The sequence below is a fragment of the Streptomyces sp. NPDC014870 genome (assembly GCF_043081505.1).
GTDB lineage: Bacteria > Actinomycetota > Actinomycetes > Streptomycetales > Streptomycetaceae > Streptomyces.
The window spans coordinates 1-23,228 of record NZ_JBIBWQ010000009.1; the positions used below are offsets into that span (position 1 = coordinate 1).

Consider the following 23,228-nt stretch of genomic DNA (forward strand, 5'->3'; position numbering starts at 1 on the left):
AAGGACTTCGGGCTGTCGCGGAAGGAGGCCGAGCGGAGCAAGAACATGTTCGCGCTCGGGCTGCTGTCCTGGATGTACCACCGGCCCACCGAGGGAACGGAGACGTTCCTGCGGCAGAAGTTCGCGAAGAAGCCCCAGATCGCCGAGGCGAACGTGGCCGCGTTCCGCGCCGGCTGGAACTTCGGCGAGACGACCGAGGACTTCGCCGTCTCCTACGAGGTCGCACCCGCGACCAGCGCCTTCCCGACCGGCACCTACCGGAACATCTCCGGGAACCTGGCCCTGTCGTACGGGCTGATCGCCGCCTCCCGCCAGGCCGACCTGCCGCTCTACCTGGGGTCGTATCCGATCACTCCGGCGTCGGACATCCTGCACGAGCTGTCCCGTCACAAGAACTTCGGTGTGCGGACGTTCCAGGCGGAGGACGAGATCGCCGGCATCGGCGCGGCGCTGGGTGCGGCGTTCGGCGGTTCCCTCGCGGTGACCACCACCTCGGGTCCGGGTGTGGCGCTGAAGTCGGAGACGATCGGCCTCGCGGTGTCGCTGGAGTTGCCGCTGCTGATCGTGGACATCCAGCGCGGCGGCCCGTCGACGGGTCTGCCGACCAAGACCGAGCAGGCGGACCTGCTGCAGGCGATGTACGGCCGCAACGGTGAGGCCCCGGTCCCGGTCGTCGCACCGAAGACGCCCGCGGACTGCTTCGACGCGGCGATCGAGGCGGCCCGGATCGCCCTCACCTACCGCACCCCGGTCTTCCTCCTCTCCGACGGCTACCTCGCCAACGGCTCCGAACCCTGGCGCATCCCGGACGTGGCGGAACTCCCGGACCTGACCACGGCGTTCGCCACCGGGCCGAACCACACCCTGGACGACGGCACCGAGGTCTTCTGGCCCTACAAGCGCGACCCGCGGACGCTGGCCCGTCCCTGGGCCGTGCCCGGCACCCCCGGTCTCGAACACCGCATCGGCGGCATCGAGAAGCAGGACGGCACCGGCAACATCTCCTACGACCCGGCCAACCACGACCTGATGGTCCGCACCCGCCAGGCCAAGATCGACGGCATCGAGGTCCCCGACCTCACGGTCGACGACCCGGACGGCGCGAAGACCCTGGTCCTGGGCTGGGGCTCCACCTACGGGCCCATCACCGCCGCCGTCCGCCGACTGCGCCGCGCCGGACACCCCATCGCCCAGGCCCACCTACGCCACCTCAACCCCTTCCCGAGGAATCTCGGAGAGGTCCTCAAGCGTTACGACAAGGTAGTGGTGCCCGAGATGAACCTCGGCCAGCTCGCTCTGCTCGTGCGGGCGAAGTACCTGGTCGACGCCCACTCGCACACCCAGGTCAACGGCATGCCGTTCAAGGCCGAGCAGCTCGCTGCGGCCCTCGAGGAGGCCATCGATGAGTGAGACGCTCCTGAACCTCGTGCCGAAGGCCGAAGCGGCGCAGTCGATGAAGGACTTCAAGTCCGACCAGGAGGTGCGCTGGTGCCCGGGCTGTGGTGACTACGCCGTCCTCGCGGCCGTGCAGGGGTTCATGCCGGAACTGGGCCTGGCGAAGGAGAACATCGTCTTCGTCTCCGGCATCGGCTGCTCCTCCCGCTTCCCGTACTACATGAACACCTACGGGATGCACTCCATCCACGGCCGCGCCCCCGCCATCGCCACCGGCCTGGCCACCTCCCGCCGCGACCTGTCCATCTGGGTCGTCACCGGCGACGGCGACGCCCTGTCCATCGGCGGCAACCACCTCATCCACGCCCTGCGCCGCAACGTCAACCTCAAGATCCTGCTCTTCAACAACCGGATCTACGGCCTCACCAAGGGCCAGTACTCCCCCACCAGCGAGGTCGGCAAAATCACCAAGTCGACCCCCATGGGCTCCCTCGACGCCCCCTTCAACCCCGTCTCCCTCGCCCTCGGCGCCGAAGCCTCCTTCGTGGCCCGCACCGTCGACTCCGACCGCAAACACCTCACCGAGGTCCTGCGCCAGGCCGCCGACCACCCCGGCACCGCACTCGTGGAGATCTACCAGAACTGCAACATCTTCAACGACGGCGCCTTCGAAGTCCTCAAGGACAAGGACCAGGCCCAGGAAGCCGTCATCCGCCTCGAACACGGACAGCCCATCCGCTTCGGCACCGACCTCGACAAGGGCGTCGTCCGCGACCCGGCCACCGGCGACCTCAAAGTCGTCACCATCACCCCCGGCAACGAGACCGACATCCTCGTCCACGACGCCCACGCCACCAGCCCCACCACCGCCTTCGCCCTCTCCCGCCTCGCCGACCCCGACACCCTCCACCAGACCCCCATCGGCGTCTTCCGCTCCGTACGACGACCCGTCTACGACACCCTCATGGCCGACCAACTCGACACCGCCATCGAACAACACGGCAAGGGCGACCTCACCCAACTCCTCACCGGCAACGACACCTGGACGGTCGTCGGCTGAGACAGCACCAGCAGTACGGACGAGGGGCGCGGCCGGAACACCGGCACCGCGCCCCTCAGCCGATTCAGTCGATCTTCCGCCGGTTCTTCTCGCCCTGCGCCGCCGCCTCGAAAGCGCCGAGGAAGCGCGGGGTGCCGCCCTCGATCCGGTAGAGGAACATCTCCTTGATGTACTTGAACGCGGACACGTTCCGCTCGTCGAAGCCGTACTTCTTCGCGATCCCCTCGTAGGGGAACAGCCGCATCGCCCCGCGTACGGCGGTCCGCGCCATGTCCAGCTGCCGGCCCGACACCATCTCGCTCATGCTCGTGGCGATGCCCGTCACCGCGTCGTACGCCTCGACGGCGAACGGCTCGATCCGCGCCGTGGCCGACAGGCCCCAGCGCTTGCGGTAGGCGGCCGTGAAGGCCTTCGCGGCCGGTAGGAGCGCCGGATCGACGTACGTCGTGCCGAAGTACCACTCCTCGGCGGCAGGGCCCGCGACGGACAGGAACTCGGGCCCGAGCGCGTACTCGACACCGCCCCGCAGCCCCTTGTACCCCTGCTCGCTCAGCGCCTTCGCGCAGAGCCCGGCGCGGCGCTGGGAGACCCCGGCGTAGAGCACCGCGTGCGGGCGGGCGGCGAGCACCTCGCGCACGACGGTCCCGAAGTCCTCGCTGTCGGCGGCGATCCGATGGACCGTCACGGCATCGGAGACCGGAGTCATGGTGCTCTTCGCGGAGTTGGCCGTCCGCCAGCTGAAGTCGCCGGCCGCGCGGTCGTCGACCACGGCCGTCCGCCTGGCCTTGGTGATGATGGCGACGCTGGTGAACGGGAGTTGCAGCATGTCGTGTGGGGCGCGCAGCTCGCGGTGGATGGGGTTGACGGTCTGGGTCGCCAGGTCGCCCGCGTCGATACCGACGGCGACGGTCGCGAAGACCAGCTGGTTCCTGTCGTAGGCGGCGGAGCCCGCGACGACGGTCTCCCTGGCCGTGGGGCCGACCACGGCCATGACGGACGCGTCCTTCCCGAACTCCTCGGCCGCGGCGGCGGCCCGGCGCGGGTCGCCGCCGTCGTCCCGTACCTTCACCGCCAGGTCGAAGGGCCGGTCGGAGCGGGCGTTGAAAGTCTCGACGGCCAGGCGCGCACCGCGTTCCTGGGCGCGCCCGGCCGCCTTGCCGGGGCCGCTCAGATCGGTCTGGACGCCGATCGTGTACGCGGGACGGGTTCCGGACGGCCCGCCCCCGGCGCCCCCGCCCGTACCCCCGCCCGCGCCGCCGGACGCGCCGGCTCCGGGCTCTCGGTTCACCAGCCAGGCCGTCAGGCCGCCCGCCCCTGCGACGGCGGCGGCCGAGCCGAGGGCGAGGAAGCGCCGCCGGGACGGCGAGGTGTGGGCCCGGTCGCCGTCGGTGGAGGGGACGACGACGGTCGGCTCGGCGACGGGCAGGTCGAGGACGCGCGTGGAGCGTTCGGCGATGAGTGCCGGGAGGCCGGGCGGCAGCCAGTCCCCGGCCGGGCCCTCGGCCCGGCCGAGGCGCGCCCGCACCTCCGCCGCCGTGGGCCGATCAGCCGGGTCCTTGGCCAGGCACACGGTCACCAGCGGCAGCAGCGCCTCCGGTACGCCGTCGAGGTCGGGCTCCTCGTGGACGGTGCGATAGACGATCGCGGCCACCGTGCCCGTACCGAACGGGCGGCGGCCGGTCGTCGCGTACGCGAGCACACAGCCGAGCGAGAAGACGTCGCTCGGCGGGCCGACCTCGCCCGCGCCGCCCGTGCGGGCCTGCTCGGGGGCGAGGTAGCCGGGGGTGCCGATCATCGCGTCGGTGGCGGTCAGGGCGGTGGCCCCGGCGGAGCGGGCGATGCCGAAGTCGATGAGGCGCGGCCCGTCGAGGGCGAGCAGGACGTTGGCGGGCTTCACGTCCCGGTGGACGAGCCCGGCCGCGTGCATGCCGGTGAGCGCGTCGGCGAGCCGTGCGCCCAGGGCCCGTACGGTCGCCTCGGGCAGCGCGCCGTGCAGGCCGACGGCCTCGGCGAGCGAGGGTCCCGGGACGAACTCGGTGGCGAGCCAGGGCTCCCGGGCCTCCGGGTCCGCGCCGAGGACCCGGACCACCCAACGGCCGGTGATCCGCTCGGCGACCAGGGCCTCGCGCCGGAACCGCTCCCGGAAGCCGGGGTCGGCGGCGTGCTCGGCCCTGATCAGCTTGAGCGCGGCGAGCGCGCCGCCGGCGGAGCGGGCGAGGTAGACCACGCCCATGCCGCCGGCGCCGAGCCGGCCGAGGAGGCGGTAGCCGGCGATCGCCGAGGGGTCGGCGGGACGGAGGGGCCGCACGCGTCAGGTCCGTCTGGTCTTGGGCGGGCCGGCGGGCGCGAACTCCAGCGGCTTGTAACGGCCGTTCTGGACGGCGTACATGAAGGTGCCGATGCCGCTGAGGTTTCCGCTCTCGGCGTCGAAGGTGTAGCCGCCCATGACGCCGGTGTACCGGGCCTTGCGAAGCGCGGGCGTGAGCGCGGTGCGGTCCGGGCGCCGCCCGCCCTCGGCGGCCTTGACCACTTCCTGGATCAGCAGGTTGACGACGTCGAAGGACTCGCCCGTGTAGGGGGCGGGGGGCGTGCCGTACCGGGTGCGGTGGGCGGCGACGAAGTCGGCCGCCTCCTTGCGGGCGGTCGGGTCGGTGACGGGCGCGCCGAGGATCCAGCCCTCGGCCGCCCGGCCCGCCTCGGTGAGGAAGCGGGGCTCGAAGACGTGCTGGCCGGTGATCTTCATGCCGGTGAAGCCGAGTGCGTCGAGGGCGCGGGCGGCGAGGACGGCGCTCGGGGTGAGGCCGCAGTGGACGTACGCGTCCATCCCCTCGGCGATCATCGAGCCGAGGATCCGCTCGTAGTCGGTGGCGCGGCCGGGGACGACCCGCGGGACGGGCACCACATCGGCCTGCCGGAAGCCGAAGTTGGCGCCGCCGATGTACTGCCAGGCGTAGGGGTCGTCGGTGCGTTCCTGGAGGATGCCCGGGCGGATGCTCCGGGTCTTGTGCAGCACGTAGTAGGCGAGGCAGCTGCCGGCAATGGCGTGCTGGGGACAGGCGCGCAGCATGGAGAGGCCCTGGGCGCTCGTCGCGTTGGTCAGCAGGTTGAGCCCGGCGGAGACCGTCATGAGCGGCAGCCGTGACTCGTCGTACGCGGGCAGCGCGTTCAGGCCGGTGTAGTCGGAGGTCGGGCCGAGGACCCCGAGGACGTCGGGGTCGCCGGTGAGGACGCGGGCAGCGGCGAGGGCCTTGTCCTTGTCGCCGCCGTCGTCGGAGACCTTGACTTCGAGGGTGAAGGGCTTGTCCTTGCGGGCGTTGAACAGCTCGACGGCGAGCCGTGCGCCGCGTTCCTGGGCGCGGCCGACGTCCTTGGCGGGGCCGGTCAGGTCCGCCTGGACGCCGACGATCCAGCGCCGCTGCTTGGGCGGCGGGGCGGCGGTCCTGCCGCCCTTGCCCTGGTCGTCGTCGTTCAGGGCGGCGTAGGCGGCGACGCCTCCGCCGGCGGCGAGGACGGCGGCGGCGCCGGAGGCCAGGAGCAGGAACCTGCGCCTGCTGGGCGCCGGTCGGCCCGGAGCCGTCGGCGCCCCGTGCTCGGTGGGGTCGATCGAGGGGAGGGCGAGCATCGCGGCGGAGCGTTCGGCGATGGTCCGGACGACGGGGGCGGGCAGCCAGTCCGCGGGCGCGCCGGGAGTGTCCTCGGTGAGGCGGGCGGCGATCTCCTCGGCGGTGGGCCGGGCGGCCGGGTCCTTGGCGAGACAGGCCCGTACGAGGTCCAGAAGCGTCCCGTCGGGTACGCCGGCGAGATCGGGCTCGTCGTGGACGGTGCGGTAGAGGAGGGCGTCGACCGTGCCCGTGCCGAAGGGCGGGTGGCCGGTCGCCGCGTGGGCGAGGAGGCAGCCGAGGGCGAAGACGTCGCTGGGCGGGCCGATCTCGCCGGCGCGGGCCTCGGCCTGTTCGGGCGCGAGGAAGCCGGGGGTGCCGACGACCATGTCGGTGGAGGTCAGCGCGGTCTCCCCGGTCGCCCGGGCGATGCCGAAGTCGATGAGCCGGGGGCCGTCGACGGCGAGCAGGACGTTGCCGGGCTTGACGTCCCGGTGGACGAGCCCGGCCGCGTGGACGGCGGCGAGCGCGCGGGCGACGGCGCCGCCGAGGATCCGTACGCTCCGCTCGGGCAGCGGCCCGTGCGCGGCGACGGCCTCGCCGAGGGAGGGTCCCGGGACGAAGGCGGTCGCCATCCACGGCTCGGGGGCGTCCGGGTCGGCGCCGGTCACGGACACGGCCCAGGGGCTGACGACCCGGCGCGCGGCCTCGACCTCGCGCCGGAACCGCTCCCGGAAGTCGGCCTGTTCGGCCTGGTCGGCGTGGGTCACCTTCACGGCGGCGAGCTCACCGTGCTCCGTACGCCCGAGGTAGACGACCCCCATACCGCCCGCACCGAGCCGCCCGAGGAGCCGGTAGCCGGCGATCACGGAGGGGTCGGAGGGGAGGAGGGCCTGGGGGGCGCCGGGCTGGGGGGCGCGCGCCTCGTCGGACTGCTGAGCCCCCGACTCGGGCCGGGGCTCGGGCTGCTGAGTGCCCGGCTCGGGCCGGGGCTCGGGCTGCTGAGTGCCCGGCTCAGGCTTCGGCTCGGGCTGCGGGACCTGGCTCACTTCTGGACCTCCAGGGCGTCCTCGGCGCGTCCGACCATGGCGACGAGGGCCTGGATCTGGGCCCTGTCGACTTCCTGGCCGGTGTGACCGGGCGCGCCCTTGACCACGGCCGCGACGGTGACCTGGCCGACCCGGGACTGGTACCAGGAGTACGTCTGCTCGCCCTTCACGGCGTCGTTGACGTACGTCCCGGCCTCGCGGAGCGAGTCCGCCGCGGTGAAGTTGCCGCCGACTCCGAAGGGGCTGCCGAGGGACATGAGGCCGGTGATGCGCTCGCCGTCCCGCAGCTGCTGGGAGGGGCAGCGGAGCGCCTCCTCCAGGGTCTGGGCCATCTCCCAGTCGGCGTCCGTCTCCGTACGGTGGACGGTCACGGTCGCGGACACCTGCAGGAGCCCCTTCCCCGTCGACGCGGGGACCTCGCTGTAGGCGGTCACGCTGTGGAACACGGTCGGGGGCCGGGTGCCTGCCTCCCAGGTGCAGCCGGCGTCGAGGACGGGCCAGTAGGTGTCGGCGCTGAGGTGCGGGGTGCGCTCGACGTAGTCGGGGCCCCAGGACTCGGGCCCGGCGACGATCGCGCGGGCGAGGCGTTTGGCGTCGGCCTCGTTCTTCGGGGCCCGGCTCGGGTCCGCGGTGAACTCGAGACCGGTGGGTGCGGGCGCGGCCGACGCGGGCGGCGCGGTCGAGGTGCCGGACGGCCCGCGGGACGTGGGCGGACCGCCCTTCCCGTCCCCCTTCCCGTCGCCCTCACCGGGGTCCGAACAGCCGGTCAGGATCAGGCCGCAGGCCAGTAAACCCCCGCAGGCGCGCAGCACTCTTCCGTACGCGTACGTCACGAATCCCCCACACACGCTCACACTTGCCCCCAGTGGTGAGCAGATCGTACGACGCACGGGCACAACTGGCCCTTGTTACCGCCTCATTGAGACGATCTCGTGGCCACCGCCGTACTCTTCGCCACGTCGTACCTGGTGCGGGCCTCCTCGACCGCCGAGAGGCGGGCATCGGTCCACCGGGCCAGCTCCCTGACGCGCTCGGCGGCCTCCTCGCCGAGGGGGGTGAGGCTGTAGTCGACGCGGGGCGGGATGACGGGCTTGGCGTCGCGGTGGACGAAGCCGTCGCGCTCCAGGGTCTGAAGGGTCTGCGTCAGCATCTTCTCGCTGACGCCACCGACGCGGCGGCGCAGCTCGCTGAAGCGGTACGAACGCTCGCTCAGCGCGATGAAGACCAGGACGCCCCACCGGCTGGTGACGTGCTCCAGGACGAGGCGGGACGGGCACATGCCGCCGCCGACGTCGGCCAGCAGGCTCTGCGGCTCGCGCGAGCTGTTCGGGCTCTGCGGACTCTGCGCGTCTTGCGGGTCGCGCGGGCCGCGCACCTGATCACTTACTCCCATGCCAGTACCTTACTTCAAAGTGGGTACCTTCGGAAGGAAAGTGCCAGCCGTACGGTGAGTGCATCGTCCACCGCACGCCCTGAAGAAGGAACCACCATGAGCATCGTCGTCACCGGCGCCACCGGACAGCTCGGCCGTCTCGTCATCGACGAGCTCCTGACCCGGGTCCCCGCCGAGTCCGTCGTCGCCGTCGTCCGCGACAAGGCGAAGGCCGCCGCCCTCGCCGAGCGCGGTGTCGAGCTGCGGATCGCGGACTACAGCCGCCCCGAGACCCTCGCGGGCGCCTTCGGCGCGGGCGACCGGGTCCTGCTGATCTCCGGCAGCGAGGTCGGGCAGCGCGTGGCCCAGCACACCGCCGTCATCGAAGCGGCCAAGGCGGCGGGCGTCGCACAGCTCGCGTACACCGGCATCCTCGGCGGCCCGGAGGCCGACTTCGACCTGGCGGACGAGCACCGGGCGACGGAGACGCTGATCCTCGACTCGGGGCTGCCGTATACGTTCCTGCGCAACGGCTGGTACACCGAGAACTACACCGCCAACCTCGCCCCCGTCCTCGCCCACGGCGCCGTCGTCGCCAACGCGGGCGAGGGCCGTGTCGCCTCCGCCGCCCGCGCCGACTACGCCGCCGCGGCCGCCGCCGTCCTGGCGGGCCCGGTCGAGGAGCACGTGAACGCGGCGTACGAGCTGAGCGGCGACGTCGCCTGGTCGATGGCCGAGTACGCCGCCGAGGTCGCCCGTCAGACCGGCAAGGAGATCGCGTACAGCAACGTCCCCGCCGAGACGCACGAGGAGATCCTGACCGGCGCGGGCGTCCCGCCGTTCTTCGCCGCGATCCTCGTGGACGTCGAGAAGGCCATCGAGCGCGGGGCGCTGGCGCGGCGGACCGGCGACCTGTCGCGCCTCATCGGCCGGCCCACGACCCCGCTGGCCGAGACGGTCGGGCACGCGCTCGCGTGACCGCACTCCGCACGAGTCATGACCGTATCGCGGTACGGACATGACAGCCTGCCCTGTGCGGCGCTACCTTCATCAGGACGGCGCGGCGCGGGGCAGGAGGTTCGGTGAAGACGGACAACGAGGGACGAGCAGGTCTCCTCTACGGGATCGGTGCCTACGGGATGTGGGGACTGGTCCCGCTCTTCTGGCCGCTCCTGAAGCCGGCCGGGGCGGTCGAGATCCTCGCCCACCGGATGGTCTGGTCCCTGGCCTTCGTCGTCGTCGCGCTCCTCGCGGTCCGCCGCTGGGGCTGGATACGGGAGCTGGCGCGCAGCCCGCGCAAGCTGGGGCTGATCACGCTCGCCGCGTCGGTGATCACGGTCAACTGGGGCGTCTACATCTGGTCGGTCAACACCGGCCATGTAGTCGAGGCGTCCCTCGGCTACTTCATCAACCCGCTCGTCACCATCGCGCTCGGCGTCCTGCTCCTGAAGGAGCGGCTGCGGCCCGCGCAGTGGATCGCGGTCGGCGTCGCCGCCACGGCCGTACTCGTCCTCTCGATCGGCTACGGCCAGCCGCCCTGGATCTCGCTGATCCTGGCCTTCTCCTTCGGCGTCTACGGCCTGGTGAAGAAGAAGGTCAACATCGGCGGCCTGGAGTCGCTGGCGGCCGAGACGGCGGTCCAGTTCCTGCCCGCCCTCGCGTACCTGATCTGGCTCGGCTCGCAGGGCTCGGCCACGTTCGGCGCGGAGGGCGCCGGGCACGCGGCCCTGCTCGCCGCGACGGGCGTGGTCACGGCGGTGCCGCTGATCTGCTTCGGCGCGGCGGCGATCCGCGTACCGCTGTCGACGCTCGGGCTGCTCCAGTACCTGGCGCCGATGTTCCAGTTCGTGCTGGGCATCGCGTACTTCCACGAGGCCATGCCGCCGGAGCGGTGGGCGGGCTTCTCCCTGGTGTGGCTGGCCCTGACGATCCTCACCTGGGACGCCCTGCGCACGGCCCGCCGCAGCCGCGCGGAACTGGCAGCGGCCGAGCGCGCGGCGACGGACGCGGGCGTGGACGCGAGTGCGGGAGCGGGGGCGTGGGCCGAGGCCGGGGCCGGTGTCGTGACCGGCCCGTCCGCCCCCGCGGACCCGGCGGCGCAGCCGGTCCGGCCCGCCTAGACGGCGGCCTTGGGGGTCTCCGCCAGGGCCTCCGCGCCCTCGGACGCCCCCGTTCCCGGCGCCGTCCCCGTCACCGTCCCCGTCACCGGCCGCGTCCGGCCGCGGGTGCCGGTCGCGGCGACGACCGTGCCGAGGGCGACCATCGCCACGGGTACGACCAGGGCCGCGCGGAAGCCGTCGAGGCCGCCGCCGACGATGCCGTAGACGGCGGTGACCAGGGAGATGCCGACCGCCGAGCCGAACTGCACGGCCGTCGTCAGCAGTCCGCTCGCGAGCCCCTGCTCCTCCTCCGCGATGCCGTCGGTCGCGGCGATCGTCAGCGGGCCGTACGCGAGCGAGAAGGCGAGCCCGCTCAGCAGCAGGGTCGGGAACATCGCGGCGTACGACCAGTCGGGGCCGACCGGCAGGAAGAGCGCGTACGCGACGACCGCGAGCACGAACCCGCCGAGGATCACCCGGCCGTTGCCGAACCGCGCCACCAGCCTGGGCGTCAGCGTCGGGGCGAGGATCGCGTCGACGCCCATCACCGTCAGGGCGAACGCCGTCTCCAGCGAGGACCAGCCGCGCAGCTCCTGCAGGTAGAGCGTGGCGACGAACTGGAAGCCGAAGAAGGACCCCACGAAGAGCAGCGCGCCCAGATCGGCCCGGACGGTGGAGGCCTTGCGCAGCAGCCCGAGGCGTACGAGCGGAGCGGCGGCCCGCCGCTCGACGGCGACGAACACCCCGGCGAGGGCCAGCCCGGCGGCGGCCACGAGCGCGGTCAGCGGCCAGCCGGCCAGGCCGTGTTCGAGCCGGACGATCGCGAAGGCGAGCAGCAGCATGGACCCGGACGCCGTCAGCGCGCCCGCCAGGTCGAACCCGCCGGCGACCCGCTCCGGGCGGGGCTCCTTCGGGACCAGGCGCAGGGCGGCGAGCAGGACCGCGGCCGCGAGGAGGACGGGGGCGAAGAAGACCCAGCGCCAGCCGAACTGGGTGAGCAGCCCGCCGATGACCAGGCCGAGGGAGAAGCCCCCGGCGGCGGTGCCGGCGAAGACGAGGAGCGCCTGGTTGCGCTGCGGCCCCTCCGCGTACGAGGTGGTGATGATCGACAGCGCGGCGGGGGTCATGAAGGCGGCGGCGACACCCGTCATGAAGCGGGCGGTGATCAGCATCCAGCCGTCCTGGGCGAAGCCGCCGAGTCCGGAGAAGAGCATGAAGACCACGAGCCAGCCGAGGAACATCCGGCGGCGGCCGAGCAGGTCGGCGGCGCGTCCGCCGAGGAGGGTGAAGCCGGCGTAGCCGAGAACGTACGCCGACATCACCCAGGCCGCTGTCCCGGTGGACAGGTCGAGATCGGATCTGATGCTCGGCACGGCCACGGCGAGCATCGCGACGTCGATGCCTTCGAGGAAGATCGTCCCGCAGAGTACGAGGAGCAGGGCCCAGGCCCGCGCGGGAAGGGACGTGGAGCCGGGGGTGGAGGTGGAAGTGGGCACAGGTGTCTCCAGGCAGGAGGGGGTAGGGGTGGTTACCGGCCAGAGGGTCGGTTCCCTCTTGTAACCACCCCGATCCTGCGGCAGGATCCGATGCCATGGAAGAAGGCACTTTGAAGTCACCGAGTCACTGCGAAGTGACCTATGCCGACGGCCAGTCCGGGGACACGGACCCCTTCCAGTGGGACACCCGGGAGGACTGCGAGGTACGGCAGATCCTCGACCGGGTCGCCGACAAGTGGTCCCTGCTCGTCATCGCCCTGCTCGACCGCCGCAAGCTGCGCTTCTCGGAGCTGAAGCGGGAGATCGACGGGGTCAGCCAGCGGATGCTGACCGTGACGCTGCGGCAGCTGGAGCGGGACGGCCTCGTCAGGCGCACGGTCCACCCGGTGGTCCCGCCGCGCGTGGACTACGAACTCACCGCGCTGGGCGGGACCTTGCACACGACGATCCGCTCGCTCGTGACGTGGACCGAGCTGCACCAGAACGAGATCGCGGCGGCCCGGGAGGCGTACGACGCCAAGGAGGCGGAGGCAGCGGCGGGCGCGGAGGCGGTCGGGGCGGCGGTCTGAGTCCGGCGTACGCGCGCCGGTTCGCCGCCCGCGTGGCGGTCGCGCCGAGACTGGGGGCATGACCCCACTGCACTGGAAGCTCGTGATCGACGCCGCCGACCCGCACGCCCAGGCCGCCTTCTGGGCCGCCGCGCTCGGCTACGTGGACGAGGACCACAGCGCCCTCATCGACGGGCTGCTCGCCGCCGGCGCCGCACCGCCCGAGCTCTCGACGACGCTCGCGGACGGCCGCCGCGCCTGGCGCAAGCTGGCCGCCGTCCGGCACCCGGACGACCCGTTCGACGAGAAGTCGGGCACGGGACACGGTCGACGGATCCTCTTCCAGCAGGTCCCGGAGGAGAAGACCGTCAAGAACCGGGTCCACCTCGACCTCCACCCCGGTCAGGAGAAGCGCGACGCGGAGGTCGAACGTCTGGAGTCCCTGGGCGCCTCGGTCCTGCGCCGGGTGTCGGAGTACGGGATGACCTGGGTCGTCATGGCGGACCCGGAGGGCAACGAGTTCTGCGTGGAGTGACGTTCACTCCCCTGGCGTCGCGCGCCGGACCTCGAACTGGAAGCAGCCGTACTCCACCGCCCTGACGTGCACCAACTCGACCCGGGAGTCGGCGAAGGCCTCCGCCAGGGCCCGGTCGAAGCCCTCGTTCGCCTCGGCCGGGATCTCCAGGAGGCGGCCGCCGACGATCCGCCCCTCGGAGTCGTACCGCCGCAGGGTGCGCAGCGCGCCGGTCCGGTCGAAGGGGTACGACTCCGCTCCCGGCACCGGCCCTTCGCACGCGCCGGCGTGGATGAAGACCGGCCCCTGCTCGTCGTACGCCCCCGGCCTGGCGCCGGTCGCGGCGGCCCAGCGCCGCAGGGGCGCGTAGGAGACGAGGGCGACCCGCTCCCCCGCCCGGACGGGCCGGAGGCAGCAGCGCAGCGGGTCCCCGCCCTCCGCGGCGGTGAACGGGACACAAGGGCGCCCGGCGTCGTCCACGTCGCGGAGCTCGGCGAGGGCGGCGGGGTCGATGGGGCGTGCGGTGTAGGTCGTCATGCCCCCAGCGTCACGCGCCCCCACCCCGTCCCGCTAGCGGAATTCGGACGCCGCGCTCGTCGGCTACAGGTCAGTCCCACTGCTCGTCGGCGAGCGAGGTGACCGGCTGCGGCTTGCCGATGACGGCCAGGGCGATGAAGAAGTTGATCTGCCCGATGGCGATCGTGAGGGTGGCCAGCGCCTTCTCGTCGTAGTGCTCGGCCACCCACGCGTACAGCTCGTCGGAGACGCGCTCCTCGCCGGGCGGGGCGGGCTGCAGGGTGGCCTCCACCAGGGCGAGGGCGGCGCGCTCGGCGTCGGTGAAGTACGGCGCGTCCTGCCAGGAGGAGACGGCGGTGATCCGCTCCTCGGAGACTCCGGCCTTCCGCAGGAAGGCGGTGTTGAGAACGGTCAGGTACGTGTTGCCGACGATCTGCCCGGCGCGCAGGTGGACGAGGCTCATCGTGGCGCGCGGCACCGAGCGGTTGCCCGTGGCCCGGAACAGTGCGGCGCTGACGTCCGCCAGCTCGGGGACGAACTCACCGGGGTTGGGCATCCGGGAGATCGTCGGGTTCGGGTTCGGGTTCGGGGTCCCGCTCGGGTTCGCGGTCCGGCCCGGGGTGGAGTGGGTGTTCGTCATGGCCGTACTCCTTCGCTTCGGTCTGCCATCCGGCGTCTTCACCCCACTGACGGAGGGGCGCACGGTGATGTGACCGGACGGGAGGAGAATTCTTAACTTGCCGAATAGGCAATATTGCCGATCCGGCAAGAATTTCCTAGGCTGCTCGTATGACACCCACAGGGCTACGTGAGCGCAAGAAACGGGAGACCCGGCTCGCGCTGAGCCAGGCGGCGATCCGGCTCTGCGTCCTGCACGGCTGGGCCGAGGTGACGATCGACCGGATCGCCGCCGAGGCCGAGGTCTCCGTCCGCACGTTCCGCAACTACTTCGGCAGCAAGGCCGAGGCGATCGCCGCGAGCCACGTGGAGCGGATGCTCCGGATCGGCGACGACCTGCTGGCCCGCCCGGGAGACGAACCGCTCTGGGACGCGCTGCTCCAGGCGACCCTGAGCCAGTTCGCCCCGCCGCACGGCGCCGCGCCGCCGCAGAACGAGCGGTGGCGCGAGGGCGTGCGCCTGATGCTGGCCGAGCCCGCGCTGGCGGGCGAGATGGTCAAGGCGAACGCCGCCGCCCAGGAGCAGCTGGCCGAGGCCGTCGCGCGGCGCACCGGCACCGACCCTCGGCGCGACGTCTACCCGACGCTGGTCGCCGCTGTGGTCGCCGCCGGAAGTGCGGTGGCCGTGGAGCACAGCCTGCGCGCCGACGGACCCGCACCGCTCGGCGCGCTCCTGGCCCAGGTCTTCGAGCAGCTCGCCGCCGGTCTGCCCGCCCCGATCGCCGCACCCGAGGAGGCGTGACCGTGACGACAGACGCGAACGCGACAGCCGACGTCATCATCGTCGGAGGCGGGCCGAACGGGCTGATGCTGGCCTGCGAACTGGGCCTCGCGGGCATCCGCCCGGTCGTCCTGGAACAGCTTCCGCGCCCCAGCACCGAGCCGAAGGCCAACGGCCTGCTCGGCCAGGTCGTGCGGCTGGCCAACCACCGCGGCCTGCACGAGCCGCTCAGCGGCAGCCCCGAGCCCCCGCGGCCGAACTCCGCGTACTTCATGTTCGCCGCGATGGGCCTGAACCTCGGCCTCCTGGACTCCAGCCCGGTCCACGGCCTGGCCGCCCCGCAGCAGCGCATCACCGAGGTCCTGGAGGAGCGTGCCCACACGCTCGGTGTCGACCTGAGGCGCGGACACCGGGTCGACGGCATGGCCCAGGACACGGACGCCGTCACCCTCGACGTCACCGGCCCCGACGGCGAGGAGACCCGGCTGCGGGCCCGCTACGTGGTCGGTGCGGACGGCGCGCACAGCGTGATCCGCAAGCTCTCCGGCATCGGCTTCCCGGGCGTCAGCCACGACCGCCGTACCAACCGCACCGCCCACGCCACCGTGCCGGCCGACTGGGTGGACCCGGTCAGCACCACCGAATGGGACCAGCCCGCGACGGACCGGCCGATGACCCTGTCCGAGCTCGCGGCGAGCGTCCGCCGGGTGCTCGGTGTCGACCTGCCGCTCGACCCGCCGGAGGGCGAGGGCCCGCACGTGCTGCGGCGGCTGTCCGGCGGCAACACGCGCGTCGCCGACCGGTTCCGCGACCGCCGCGTCCTCCTGATCGGCGACGCGGCGCACGTGTACGCGGCCGGCGGTGGCCCCGGCCTCAACCTCGGCCTCCAGGACGCCGCCAACCTCGGCTGGAAGCTGGCCGCCACGCTCCACGAGACCGCCCCGCCGGGCCTGCTCGACACCTACGACACCGAGCGCCGCCAGGCCGCCCGCCGCATGGTGCTCCACGCTGAGGCCCAGTCCGCGCTGACGGCGCCGGGCAGTGACACCACGGCGCTGCGTGAACTCTTCACGGAGCTGCTCACCCACAAGGAAGTCGTCCAGCACGTGGCGGACCTCACGGCGGGCACGGACGTACGCCACGACATGGGCATCGCCGACCCCCACCCCGCGGTCGGCTACTTCGCGCCCGATCTGGAGCTGACGGTCGCGGATCCGTCGGCGGAGCGAGGACGGACGAGGTTCCGCCTCGCCGAACTCGCCCGAAGCGCCCGCCCGTTGCTGATCGACCTGACGGAGGACGGCTCCCCGGCGACGACCCTGGGGCCGGACCAGAAGGCGATCGACATCGTCGTCGCCACCCAGGACTCCCCCACCACCCCCACAGACACGGCCGCCTTCACCGACCCGACCGGCCGAACCGACCCGACCGGCCGAACCGACCCGACCGGCCCCACCGACCCGACCGGCCGAACCGCCCCCACCGCCCTCCTCGTCCGCCCCGACGGCTACGTGGCCTGGGCCTCCGCGAGTCCCTGCCCCGCCCCCGCCGAACTGTCCACGCTCCGGGCGGCGCTGGACCGCTGGTTCACGGCCTCCTGAGCCACAAAGCGGTTGCCGCGCCCCGCCCGCGCGGTGGACGGTGTTCCGCATGGCGACCTTCGTGCACCTGACACCCGCGGCCAACGCCCCGCGCATCCGCCGCGGTGGCATACGGGCCCTCAGCCGTGGCCGTGGCAGTGGGCTCGGGGCATCCGGTCCCGGGGCGTATCTGTTCCCCGTGCTCCCCTCGTACCCGCTCACCCACCAGTGGCTGCGCGAGCTGGCCCGCCGCCCCGGGACCCGCGATGTCGTCGCGGTGCACGTCAGACTCGCGGACGCGGAGGCCGTCACCGTCGGGCGGTACGGGGACCGGGAGCCGGTGGAGACGACGGCCGCCGATGCCGTGCGCGTGGTGCGCGGGCTCGACGATCCGCGCGGGTGGGAGGTGTTCCTGCCCCGGGCCGTCGAGCGGCGCGAGGTCCGGGCCGTCCGGCGGGTGCGGCAGGTCAACGGGTGGCGGTACTTCCCCGACGCGCACGGCCGGACGCCCTGCACCTGCCAGGGGTGTCTGGCGCGCGGCGAGTACGGCGCGCGGCGGCTGCGCGAGCGGCACCCGCATCCCCTGGACGGGCCGCACCCGCCGCCCCGCGTCCTGCTCGGGCGCGTCGAGGCGGCCGAGGCCGCGGGGGACACCGCCGCGCTGGGCGAGGCGCTGCGCCGGTTCGCGTACCGGCGTCGTGGCCCCCTGGAGCGCCTGGCCCACCTGGCCCGGCACCCCGACCCCGGCGTGCGGATCGCGCTCGTCGAAGCCGTCGGATACTGGTCGACTCCCGGAGTCACCGCTCTCGTAAGGGAGTTGGCGCGCGACCCGCACCCGGACGTCAGCGAAGCCGCTCGTTCGGTGAGCGAACAACCCTGACCGGTTTCCGCTCTTGACGGAGAGTCAACTCCTCCCCGAACATTCAGCCCACGAACCACCCGCACAGCTCCAGCGCCTCGTGGCACCCACGCCCCGGGGCGTCTCGCACGTTTCCGTCCCATCCCCGTTCGGAATCCGGAGCCCCCACATGAAGTTCTCCGTTCCCAGACGTGCCGCCGCGCTCTCCGCCGTAGCCGCACTGGCCCTCGCCGGCTTCACCGGCGCCTCCGCGACCGCGGCACCCGCCGCGCCCGCGGCGCCCACCGCCGCGCCCGACATCCCGCTCGCCAACGTCAAGCAGCACCTCACCGACCTCCAGGCGATAGCCAACGCCAACGGCGGCAACCGCGCCCACGGGCGTACCGGCTACAAGGCCTCCATCGACTTCGTGAAGGCCAAGCTGGACGCGGCCGGATTCACCACCACCGTCCAGCAGTTCACCTCCAGCGGCGCGACCGGCTACAACCTGATAGCCGACTGGCCCGGCGGTGACCCCAACCAGGTCCTGATGGCCGGAGCGCACCTCGACTCCGTCTCCTCCGGCGCCGGGATCAACGACAACGGCTCCGGTTCGGCGGCCGTCCTGGAGACCGCGCTCGCCGTCTCCCGCGCGAACCTCCAGCCCACGAAGCACCTGCGCTTCGGCTGGTGGGGCGCCGAGGAGCTCGGACTCGTCGGGTCGAAGTACTACGTCAACCAGCTCCCGTCCACGGAGCGCGCGAAGTTCTCCGGGTACCTGAACTTCGACATGATCGGCTCGCCCAACCCGGGCTACTTCGTCTACGACGACGACCCCACCATCGAGCAGACCTTCAAGAGCTACTTCGCCGGCATCGGCGTCCCCACCGAGATCGAGACCGAGGGCGACGGCCGCTCCGACCACGCCTCGTTCAAGAACGTCGGCATCCCCGTCGGCGGTCTGTTCACCGGCGCCAGCCGGGTGAAGACCAGCGCGCAGGTCCAGAAGTGGGGCGGTACGGCCACGGCCTTCGACCGCTGCTACCACTCCTCCTGCGACACGACCTCGAACATCAACGACACGGCTCTCGACCGCAACAGCGACGCCGTCGCCCACGCGATCTGGACCCTGTCGGCCGGTACGACCACGCCGCCCGGCACGGTCTTCGAGAACACCACCGACGTGTCCATCCCGGACAACGGCGCCGCGGTGACCTCCACGGTCAACGTCACGGGCATCACCGGCAACGCGCCGGCGGCCCTCAAGGTGGACGTGAACATCGTCCACACCTACCGCGGTGACCTCGTCGTCGACCTGCTCGCCCCCGACGGCTCGGTCTACAACCTGCACAACCAGTCCGGTGGCAGCGCCGACAACCTCGTGGCCACCTACACCGTGAACGCCTCGTCCGAGGTCGCCAACGGCGCCTGGAAGCTCCGCGTCCAGGACCGGGCCGCGCAGGACACCGGGTACATCAACAGCGTCAAGCTGACGTTCCCGTAAGGCGTTCCCGTAAGGCGTTGCCGTAAGGCGTTGCCGTAAGGCACGAGCTGTTCCGCACGAAAAGCGCCCGGGTGGGTCGGTGACCATCGCCCCCGACCCACCCGGGGTCCCATACTCCGCGTACGACTACGCGCCTACTTCGCCGCGTTCGCCGCGTCGACGAGCGCCTGCTTCGTCACCGCGCCGACGTACACCTTGCCGTCGTCCGTCATCAGGGCGTTGACGATCTTCGTCTTGAAGACCGTGCCGGAGCCGAACTTCCCGCTCACCTCGTCCCCGAGCGAGTCCAGGAAGCCCTGGACCTCCTTCGGGGCCTCGTCCGTCTTCGGGGCCTTCGCGCCGGTGTCGAAGGACGCGATCGTCGTCCAGCCCTCGCCGATGACGTTCATGCCCTCGCCCTTGCCGTCGGCACCGGGAACGGCGCCGCCGAACAGGCCGCCGAGGCCGCCGCCGAACTCCTTCTCCAGGTCCTTCTCGACGTCCTCCGGCGACTTCCCGTGCTCCGCCGGGCCCTCGCCCGTGCCCTCGGTCACCTTCGCGCCCTTGGGGGCCTTGAAGTCGAACGTGGACGCGGCCGGCTTGCCGAAGTCGACCTTCGTGAAGCCCGCGTCGAGGACCGGCTTGCCGCCCTCGACCGACGCCAGCGTGAACTTCAGCGGCGTACCGGTCTTCGCGTCCACCGCGATCTTGATCGACTCGACCGTCGAGCCGCTCTGCTTGGGCTTGATCACGAGCTGGTAGGCGTCCCGGCCGGCCACCGTGGCCGTCCCGCCGACCGTGATCGACGTCGTGTCGCCGGCCTCCTTCAGGACCTCGTCGGCGAACTCCTTGGGCGTGCCCGGCAGCCCCTCGTCCGAGGCGTCCTTCCCGGGGTGGTCCGAGGCGGCGCCCTTCTCGTGGAAGACCTGGTTCGACTTGCTGTCGTACGCCCAGACGTCGTCGCCGTTGTGGATCAGGCTGTACTCGTCGGAGCCGTCCAGGATCGTGAGCTTCTGCCGGTCCGGGCCGTCGGCCGCCACCTTGAGCGTGTGCGTGCCCGAGACCAGGCGCGTCAGCAGCTCCTGCGGGTCCGCGGAAGGCGCGCCGTCGGCGGACCCGCCGCCCGCTCCCGCGAAGCTGTCGGCGAGGCCGGCCACCGACGGCAGGCCCAGGTCCGTGCTCACCTTGAACGTGCCGGACAGCGTCTGCGTGTCCGACGCGGCGATCTTCTCGATCAGCTGCTGTGCCGTGATCTCCGGCAGGTCGGGGTCGCCGGACGCCGCCAGCGCCGGTACGAGCCCGATCGTCGCGGCGGCCACTCCGGCCACCGCGAACGGGACGACGTAGCGGCTCGCCTTACGGGTCTGTGCCATGGTCTGTCCTAACCTCCGTGGTCGATGACTCCATCTGACCAAAGCGGCGGCTCGGAATCGTCAGACTGCGGACTCAACCTCGCGTACTGCTATGGGATGACACACCCCTAGGGCGTCTTAGCCCGCGCGGTGGACCACCGCGTCGCAGAGCTCCTCCAGGGCGGACTTCGCGTAGCCCTCGGGCAGCGGCGCCAGCATGGCGCGCGCCTCCTCCGCGAACCGCACGGTGTCCCGGCGGGCCTGCTCCAGGGCCGGGTGGACGCGGAGCCGGCGCAGCACCTCGGCGTGCCGGGCGTCGTCGCTGAGGTCGCCGTCGATCAGCTCGACGAGCTCCACGTCCTCGGGGCGCCCGTGGGCCGCCGCGGCGGCGCGCAGGTGAAGGACCGGGAGGGTCGGGATGCCCTCGCGGAGGTCCGTGCCCGGGGTCTTGCCGGACTCGTGGGAGTCGGAGGCGATGTCGAGGACGTCGTCGGCGAGCTGGAAGGCGACACCGAGCCGCTCCCCGTACTGGGTGAGGATGTCGACGACGCTGTCGTCCGCGCCGGACATCATGGCGCCGAAGCGGCAGGAGACGGCGACGAGCGAGCCGGTCTTGCCGCCGAGGACGTCGAGGTAGTGGTCGACCGGGTCGCGGTCGCCCTGCGGTCCCGCCGTCTCCAGGATCTGGCCGGTCACCAGCCGCTCGAACGCCTCCGACTGGATCCGTACGGCCTCGGGGCCGAGGTCCGCCAGCGTGTGCGAGGCGCGGGCGAAGAGGAAGTCACCCGTCAGGACGGCGATGGAGTTGCCCCATCGGGTGTTCGCGCTGTCGACCCCGCGCCGCACGTCCGCCTCGTCCATGACGTCGTCGTGGTAGAGGGTCGCCAGGTGGGTGAGCTCGACGACGACGGCCGAGGGCACGACACCCGGCGCGTACGGGTCGCCGAACTGCGCGGCGAGCATCACGAGCAGCGGCCGGAATCGCTTGCCACCTGCCAGGACGAGGTGCTGCGCGGCCTCCGTGATGAACGGGATCTCGCTCTTGGTGGCGTCGAGGAGCCCTGCCTCCACAGCCGCCAACCCGGTCTGGACATCGGCCTCAAGAGCCTGGTCCCGCACGCTAAGACCGAACGGCCCGACGACGGTCACGAGGGGATCTCCTGTCTGCTGACGCCTGCTCCAACGCCTGCCTAAACGCCTGTCTAACGCCTGCTCTAACGCTGCTGTACGCCTGCTGTGCGTCTGCTCCGTCGCCTGCTGCGACGCCTGCTTCCGCTGCCGGTGACCACACGGATTGTCGATGTGTCGCCGGATTCGCTCAAGTCAGCGTATCCGGTCGCCTTTCGATCACCATGGGCGCCTTCCCGCCACCCCCGGTATGTTCGTGATCAGCTCATACGACCAGGAGTGGCCCTTTTGTCCCGAACAGCGATCGATACCGAAGCGAACGGCGAGCAGCCGCCACCCGAAGACGATCATGCCTTCTTCGGGCACCCGAGGGGCCTTCTCACGCTCTCGGGGCTCGAGGTCTGGGAGCGGTTCTCCTTCCTCGGCATGCAGGCGATCCTCGTCCTCTACTTCGCCGACAGCGTCGCGAACGAGGGCCTCGGGATGGCCCCGGGCACGGCCGCCTCCGTCGCGGCGGCCTACGGCACCCTCGTCTACCTGGTCTCGGTGGCCGGCGGCTGGCTCGCCGACCGCATCCTGGGCTCGTACCGGGCCGTCCTGTGGGGCGGCATCCTGATCGCGCTCGGCCACTACTCCATGGCGGTGCCGACGGCCGCCATGACCTGGGTGGGCCTCGGCCTGATCAGCGCCGGCACCGGCCTGCTCAAGCCGAACGTCGCCACCATGGTCGGCAAGCTCTACGCCACCGACGACGACCGCCGCGACGCGGGCTTCGCCCTCTACTACATGGCGATCAACATCGGCGCCTTCGCCGGGCCGCTCATCACCGGCTGGCTCGCCGACCACCGCGGCTACCACTGGGGCTTCTCGGCCGCCGCCATCGGCATGACCCTGGGCCTGGCCCAGTACGTCCTCGGCCGCCGTCACCTGGCCGGGCGCAAGCACTCCGCCGAGTTCGCCCTCGCCCCCGACGCGATGCGCCGGGCGGTGCGGACGATCGTCGTCGGCGTGGTCGTCGTGGCGGTCCTGGGCGGCGTCCTGGCCGCCGCCGGCTGGCTCACCATGGACCGCTTCGTCGACCTGCTGACGCTGATCTCGGTCCTCGCCCCGGTCGTCTACTTCTGGGTGATGTTCAAGAGCCCGCGGGTCACGGCGGAGGAGCGCGGGCGGCTGAAACCGTACATCGTGCTCTTCCTGGCCTCGGTGGTCTTCAACTTCATCCTCTTCCAGGCGTACTCGACGATGATCCTGCTGGCCTCCACCAACGCCCGCACCACCATCCTCGGCTTCGACTTCCCCGCCAGCTGGTACGCCTCCGCCCTCGGCGCCTTCGAGGTGGCGCTCGCGCCCGTCGTGGCCGCCGTCTGGGCCCGGATGGGCCACAGCCAGCCGCACGCCTCCAACAAGATCGCCTTCGGCGTGATCCTCGGCGGTCTGTCGTTCCTGCTGATGGTGGTGCCGACGTCCGGGCACGCGGACGACACGTACCAGATGGCGGCCTGGTGGATCGTCGGCTCGTACCTGCTGCTCGGCCTCGGCGACGTGCTCCTGGAGACCTCCGGGATGTCGGCGACCAGCAAACTCGCGCCGAAGGCCTTCTCCAGCCAGACGATGTCGCTCTGGTTCCTCTCCCTCGCGCTCGCCAACGGCATCCAGGCCCAGACCGTGAAGCTGTACGACGACGTCTCCAAACCCGCGTACTTCGGCGTGAACGGCGCCATCGCGGTCGTCGCGGGCCTCGTCGTGATCGCCCTGGCGCCCTGGCTGCGCCGCACGATGCACCCCGTCCACTGAGCTCCAC

Annotated in this window: 20 protein-coding genes; 11 read left to right on the plus strand and 9 right to left on the minus strand. The window is 72.2% G+C overall.

Annotated features, from left to right (window positions below):
- On the plus strand, positions 1-1,410 hold a 1,410-nt coding region (locus ACF09C_RS24740), incomplete at its 5' end, for a 2-oxoacid:acceptor oxidoreductase subunit alpha (protein ID WP_392094375.1).
- A complete protein-coding gene (locus ACF09C_RS24745; RefSeq protein ID WP_392094377.1) occupies positions 1,403-2,455 on the plus strand; it encodes a 2-oxoacid:ferredoxin oxidoreductase subunit beta in 1,053 nt (350 codons plus the stop codon). The genes ACF09C_RS24740 and ACF09C_RS24745, both read left to right, overlap by 8 nt.
- A 64-nt stretch (positions 2,456-2,519) precedes the next feature.
- Here ACF09C_RS24745 and ACF09C_RS24750 read toward each other — a convergent pair whose 3' ends face one another.
- The 4 genes from ACF09C_RS24750 to ACF09C_RS24765 form a co-directional block, all read right to left on the minus strand.
- Positions 2,520-4,763, minus strand: a complete 2,244-nt coding sequence (locus ACF09C_RS24750) for a bifunctional serine/threonine-protein kinase/ABC transporter substrate-binding protein (protein ID WP_392094379.1) — start codon at positions 4,761-4,763, stop codon at positions 2,520-2,522.
- A 3-nt stretch (positions 4,764-4,766) separates the two neighbouring features.
- Positions 4,767-6,923 (minus strand): bifunctional serine/threonine-protein kinase/ABC transporter substrate-binding protein, encoded by a 2,157-nt coding sequence (locus ACF09C_RS24755; protein WP_392094950.1) that lies wholly within the window; start codon positions 6,921-6,923, stop codon positions 4,767-4,769.
- A 176-nt stretch (positions 6,924-7,099) separates the two neighbouring features.
- A complete protein-coding gene (locus tag ACF09C_RS24760) occupies positions 7,100-7,936 on the minus strand; it encodes a hypothetical protein (RefSeq protein WP_392094381.1) in 837 nt (278 codons plus the stop codon).
- Between the two features lie 83 nt (positions 7,937-8,019).
- Positions 8,020-8,382, minus strand: coding sequence for a winged helix-turn-helix transcriptional regulator (locus tag ACF09C_RS24765; protein WP_392094952.1), 363 nt, complete (start codon positions 8,380-8,382; stop codon positions 8,020-8,022).
- Positions 8,383-8,592: 210 nt separating this feature from the next.
- Between ACF09C_RS24765 and ACF09C_RS24770 the strand changes: the two genes are divergently transcribed.
- Entirely contained in the window at positions 8,593-9,453 is an 861-nt protein-coding gene (locus tag ACF09C_RS24770; protein WP_392094383.1) for an SDR family oxidoreductase, read from the plus strand.
- A 104-nt stretch (positions 9,454-9,557) separates the two neighbouring features.
- Entirely contained in the window at positions 9,558-10,595 is a 1,038-nt protein-coding gene (gene rarD / locus ACF09C_RS24775) for an EamA family transporter RarD (RefSeq protein WP_392094385.1), read from the plus strand.
- On the opposite strand, the gene ACF09C_RS24780 is transcribed toward rarD, so the two are convergent.
- Positions 10,592-12,070, minus strand: coding sequence for an MFS transporter (locus tag ACF09C_RS24780; RefSeq protein WP_392094387.1), 1,479 nt, complete (start codon positions 12,068-12,070; stop codon positions 10,592-10,594). The two genes, rarD and ACF09C_RS24780, sit on opposite strands and share 4 nt — an antisense overlap.
- Positions 12,071-12,165: 95 nt before the next feature.
- Between ACF09C_RS24780 and ACF09C_RS24785 the strand changes: the two genes are divergently transcribed.
- On the plus strand, positions 12,166-12,639 hold the full coding sequence (locus tag ACF09C_RS24785; RefSeq protein ID WP_392094389.1) for a winged helix-turn-helix transcriptional regulator: 474 nt from the start codon (positions 12,166-12,168) through the stop codon (positions 12,637-12,639).
- 58 nt (positions 12,640-12,697) lie between these two features.
- A complete protein-coding gene (locus ACF09C_RS24790; RefSeq protein WP_392094390.1) occupies positions 12,698-13,153 on the plus strand; it encodes a VOC family protein in 456 nt (151 codons plus the stop codon).
- A gap of 3 nt (positions 13,154-13,156) precedes the next feature.
- Here the strand turns inward: ACF09C_RS24790 and ACF09C_RS24795 are convergent, their stop codons facing one another.
- Both ACF09C_RS24795 and ACF09C_RS24800 read right to left on the minus strand, forming a co-directional pair.
- The gene (locus ACF09C_RS24795) at positions 13,157-13,669 is read right to left on the minus strand and encodes a DUF1203 domain-containing protein (protein WP_392094391.1); all 513 of its coding nucleotides are present in this window, start codon (positions 13,667-13,669) and stop codon (positions 13,157-13,159) included.
- A 70-nt stretch (positions 13,670-13,739) separates the two neighbouring features.
- Positions 13,740-14,204 (minus strand): carboxymuconolactone decarboxylase family protein, encoded by a 465-nt coding sequence (locus ACF09C_RS24800; protein WP_392094954.1) that lies wholly within the window; start codon positions 14,202-14,204, stop codon positions 13,740-13,742.
- A 233-nt stretch (positions 14,205-14,437) separates the two neighbouring features.
- On the opposite strand from ACF09C_RS24800, the gene ACF09C_RS24805 reads away from it, so the two are divergent.
- From ACF09C_RS24805 to ACF09C_RS24820, 4 genes are all read left to right on the plus strand, one after another.
- Positions 14,438-15,067: a TetR/AcrR family transcriptional regulator gene (locus ACF09C_RS24805; RefSeq protein ID WP_392094393.1), complete on the plus strand. Its 630-nt coding sequence runs from the start codon at positions 14,438-14,440 to the stop codon at positions 15,065-15,067.
- 2 nt (positions 15,068-15,069) lie between these two features.
- Positions 15,070-16,647 (plus strand): FAD-dependent monooxygenase, encoded by a 1,578-nt coding sequence (locus ACF09C_RS24810; protein ID WP_392094395.1) that lies wholly within the window; start codon positions 15,070-15,072, stop codon positions 16,645-16,647.
- A gap of 49 nt (positions 16,648-16,696) precedes the next feature.
- Positions 16,697-17,506 (plus strand): HEAT repeat domain-containing protein, encoded by an 810-nt coding sequence (locus ACF09C_RS24815; RefSeq protein ID WP_392094398.1) that lies wholly within the window; start codon positions 16,697-16,699, stop codon positions 17,504-17,506.
- A gap of 148 nt (positions 17,507-17,654) precedes the next feature.
- Positions 17,655-18,968 (plus strand): M28 family metallopeptidase, encoded by a 1,314-nt coding sequence (locus tag ACF09C_RS24820; RefSeq protein WP_392094399.1) that lies wholly within the window; start codon positions 17,655-17,657, stop codon positions 18,966-18,968.
- Between the two features lie 134 nt (positions 18,969-19,102).
- Here the strand turns inward: ACF09C_RS24820 and ACF09C_RS24825 are convergent, their stop codons facing one another.
- Both ACF09C_RS24825 and ACF09C_RS24830 read right to left on the minus strand, forming a co-directional pair.
- The gene (locus tag ACF09C_RS24825) at positions 19,103-20,320 is read right to left on the minus strand and encodes an outer membrane lipoprotein carrier protein LolA (protein ID WP_392094401.1); all 1,218 of its coding nucleotides are present in this window, start codon (positions 20,318-20,320) and stop codon (positions 19,103-19,105) included.
- 117 nt (positions 20,321-20,437) lie between these two features.
- Positions 20,438-21,448: a polyprenyl synthetase family protein gene (locus tag ACF09C_RS24830; protein ID WP_392094403.1), complete on the minus strand. Its 1,011-nt coding sequence runs from the start codon at positions 21,446-21,448 to the stop codon at positions 20,438-20,440.
- A 267-nt stretch (positions 21,449-21,715) separates the two neighbouring features.
- On the opposite strand from ACF09C_RS24830, the gene ACF09C_RS24835 reads away from it, so the two are divergent.
- Positions 21,716-23,221 (plus strand): peptide MFS transporter, encoded by a 1,506-nt coding sequence (locus tag ACF09C_RS24835; protein WP_392094405.1) that lies wholly within the window; start codon positions 21,716-21,718, stop codon positions 23,219-23,221.
- The last annotated feature ends 7 nt before the right edge of the window (positions 23,222-23,228 follow it).

Bases quoted from the DNA above. Each gene is read 5' to 3' on its own strand.
- ACF09C_RS24765 (WP_392094952.1), bottom strand. From the start codon at position 8,382: ATGTGCCCGTCCCGCCTCGTCCTGGAGCACGTCACCAGCCGGTGGGGC.
- ACF09C_RS24745 (WP_392094377.1), top strand. From the start codon at position 1,403: ATGAGTGAGACGCTCCTGAACCTCGTGCCGAAGGCCGAAGCGGCGCAG.
- ACF09C_RS24770 (WP_392094383.1), top strand. From the start codon at position 8,593: ATGAGCATCGTCGTCACCGGCGCCACCGGACAGCTCGGCCGTCTCGTC.
- ACF09C_RS24820 (WP_392094399.1), top strand. From the start codon at position 17,655: ATGAAGTTCTCCGTTCCCAGACGTGCCGCCGCGCTCTCCGCCGTAGCC.
- ACF09C_RS24800 (WP_392094954.1), bottom strand. From the start codon at position 14,204: ATGCCCAACCCCGGTGAGTTCGTCCCCGAGCTGGCGGACGTCAGCGCC.
- ACF09C_RS24795 (WP_392094391.1), bottom strand. From the start codon at position 13,669: ATGACGACCTACACCGCACGCCCCATCGACCCCGCCGCCCTCGCCGAG.
- ACF09C_RS24790 (WP_392094390.1), top strand. From the start codon at position 12,698: ATGACCCCACTGCACTGGAAGCTCGTGATCGACGCCGCCGACCCGCAC.
- ACF09C_RS24815 (WP_392094398.1), top strand. From the start codon at position 16,697: ATGGCGACCTTCGTGCACCTGACACCCGCGGCCAACGCCCCGCGCATC.
- ACF09C_RS24805 (WP_392094393.1), top strand. From the start codon at position 14,438: ATGACACCCACAGGGCTACGTGAGCGCAAGAAACGGGAGACCCGGCTC.
- ACF09C_RS24785 (WP_392094389.1), top strand. From the start codon at position 12,166: ATGGAAGAAGGCACTTTGAAGTCACCGAGTCACTGCGAAGTGACCTAT.
- ACF09C_RS24825 (WP_392094401.1), bottom strand. From the start codon at position 20,320: ATGGCACAGACCCGTAAGGCGAGCCGCTACGTCGTCCCGTTCGCGGTG.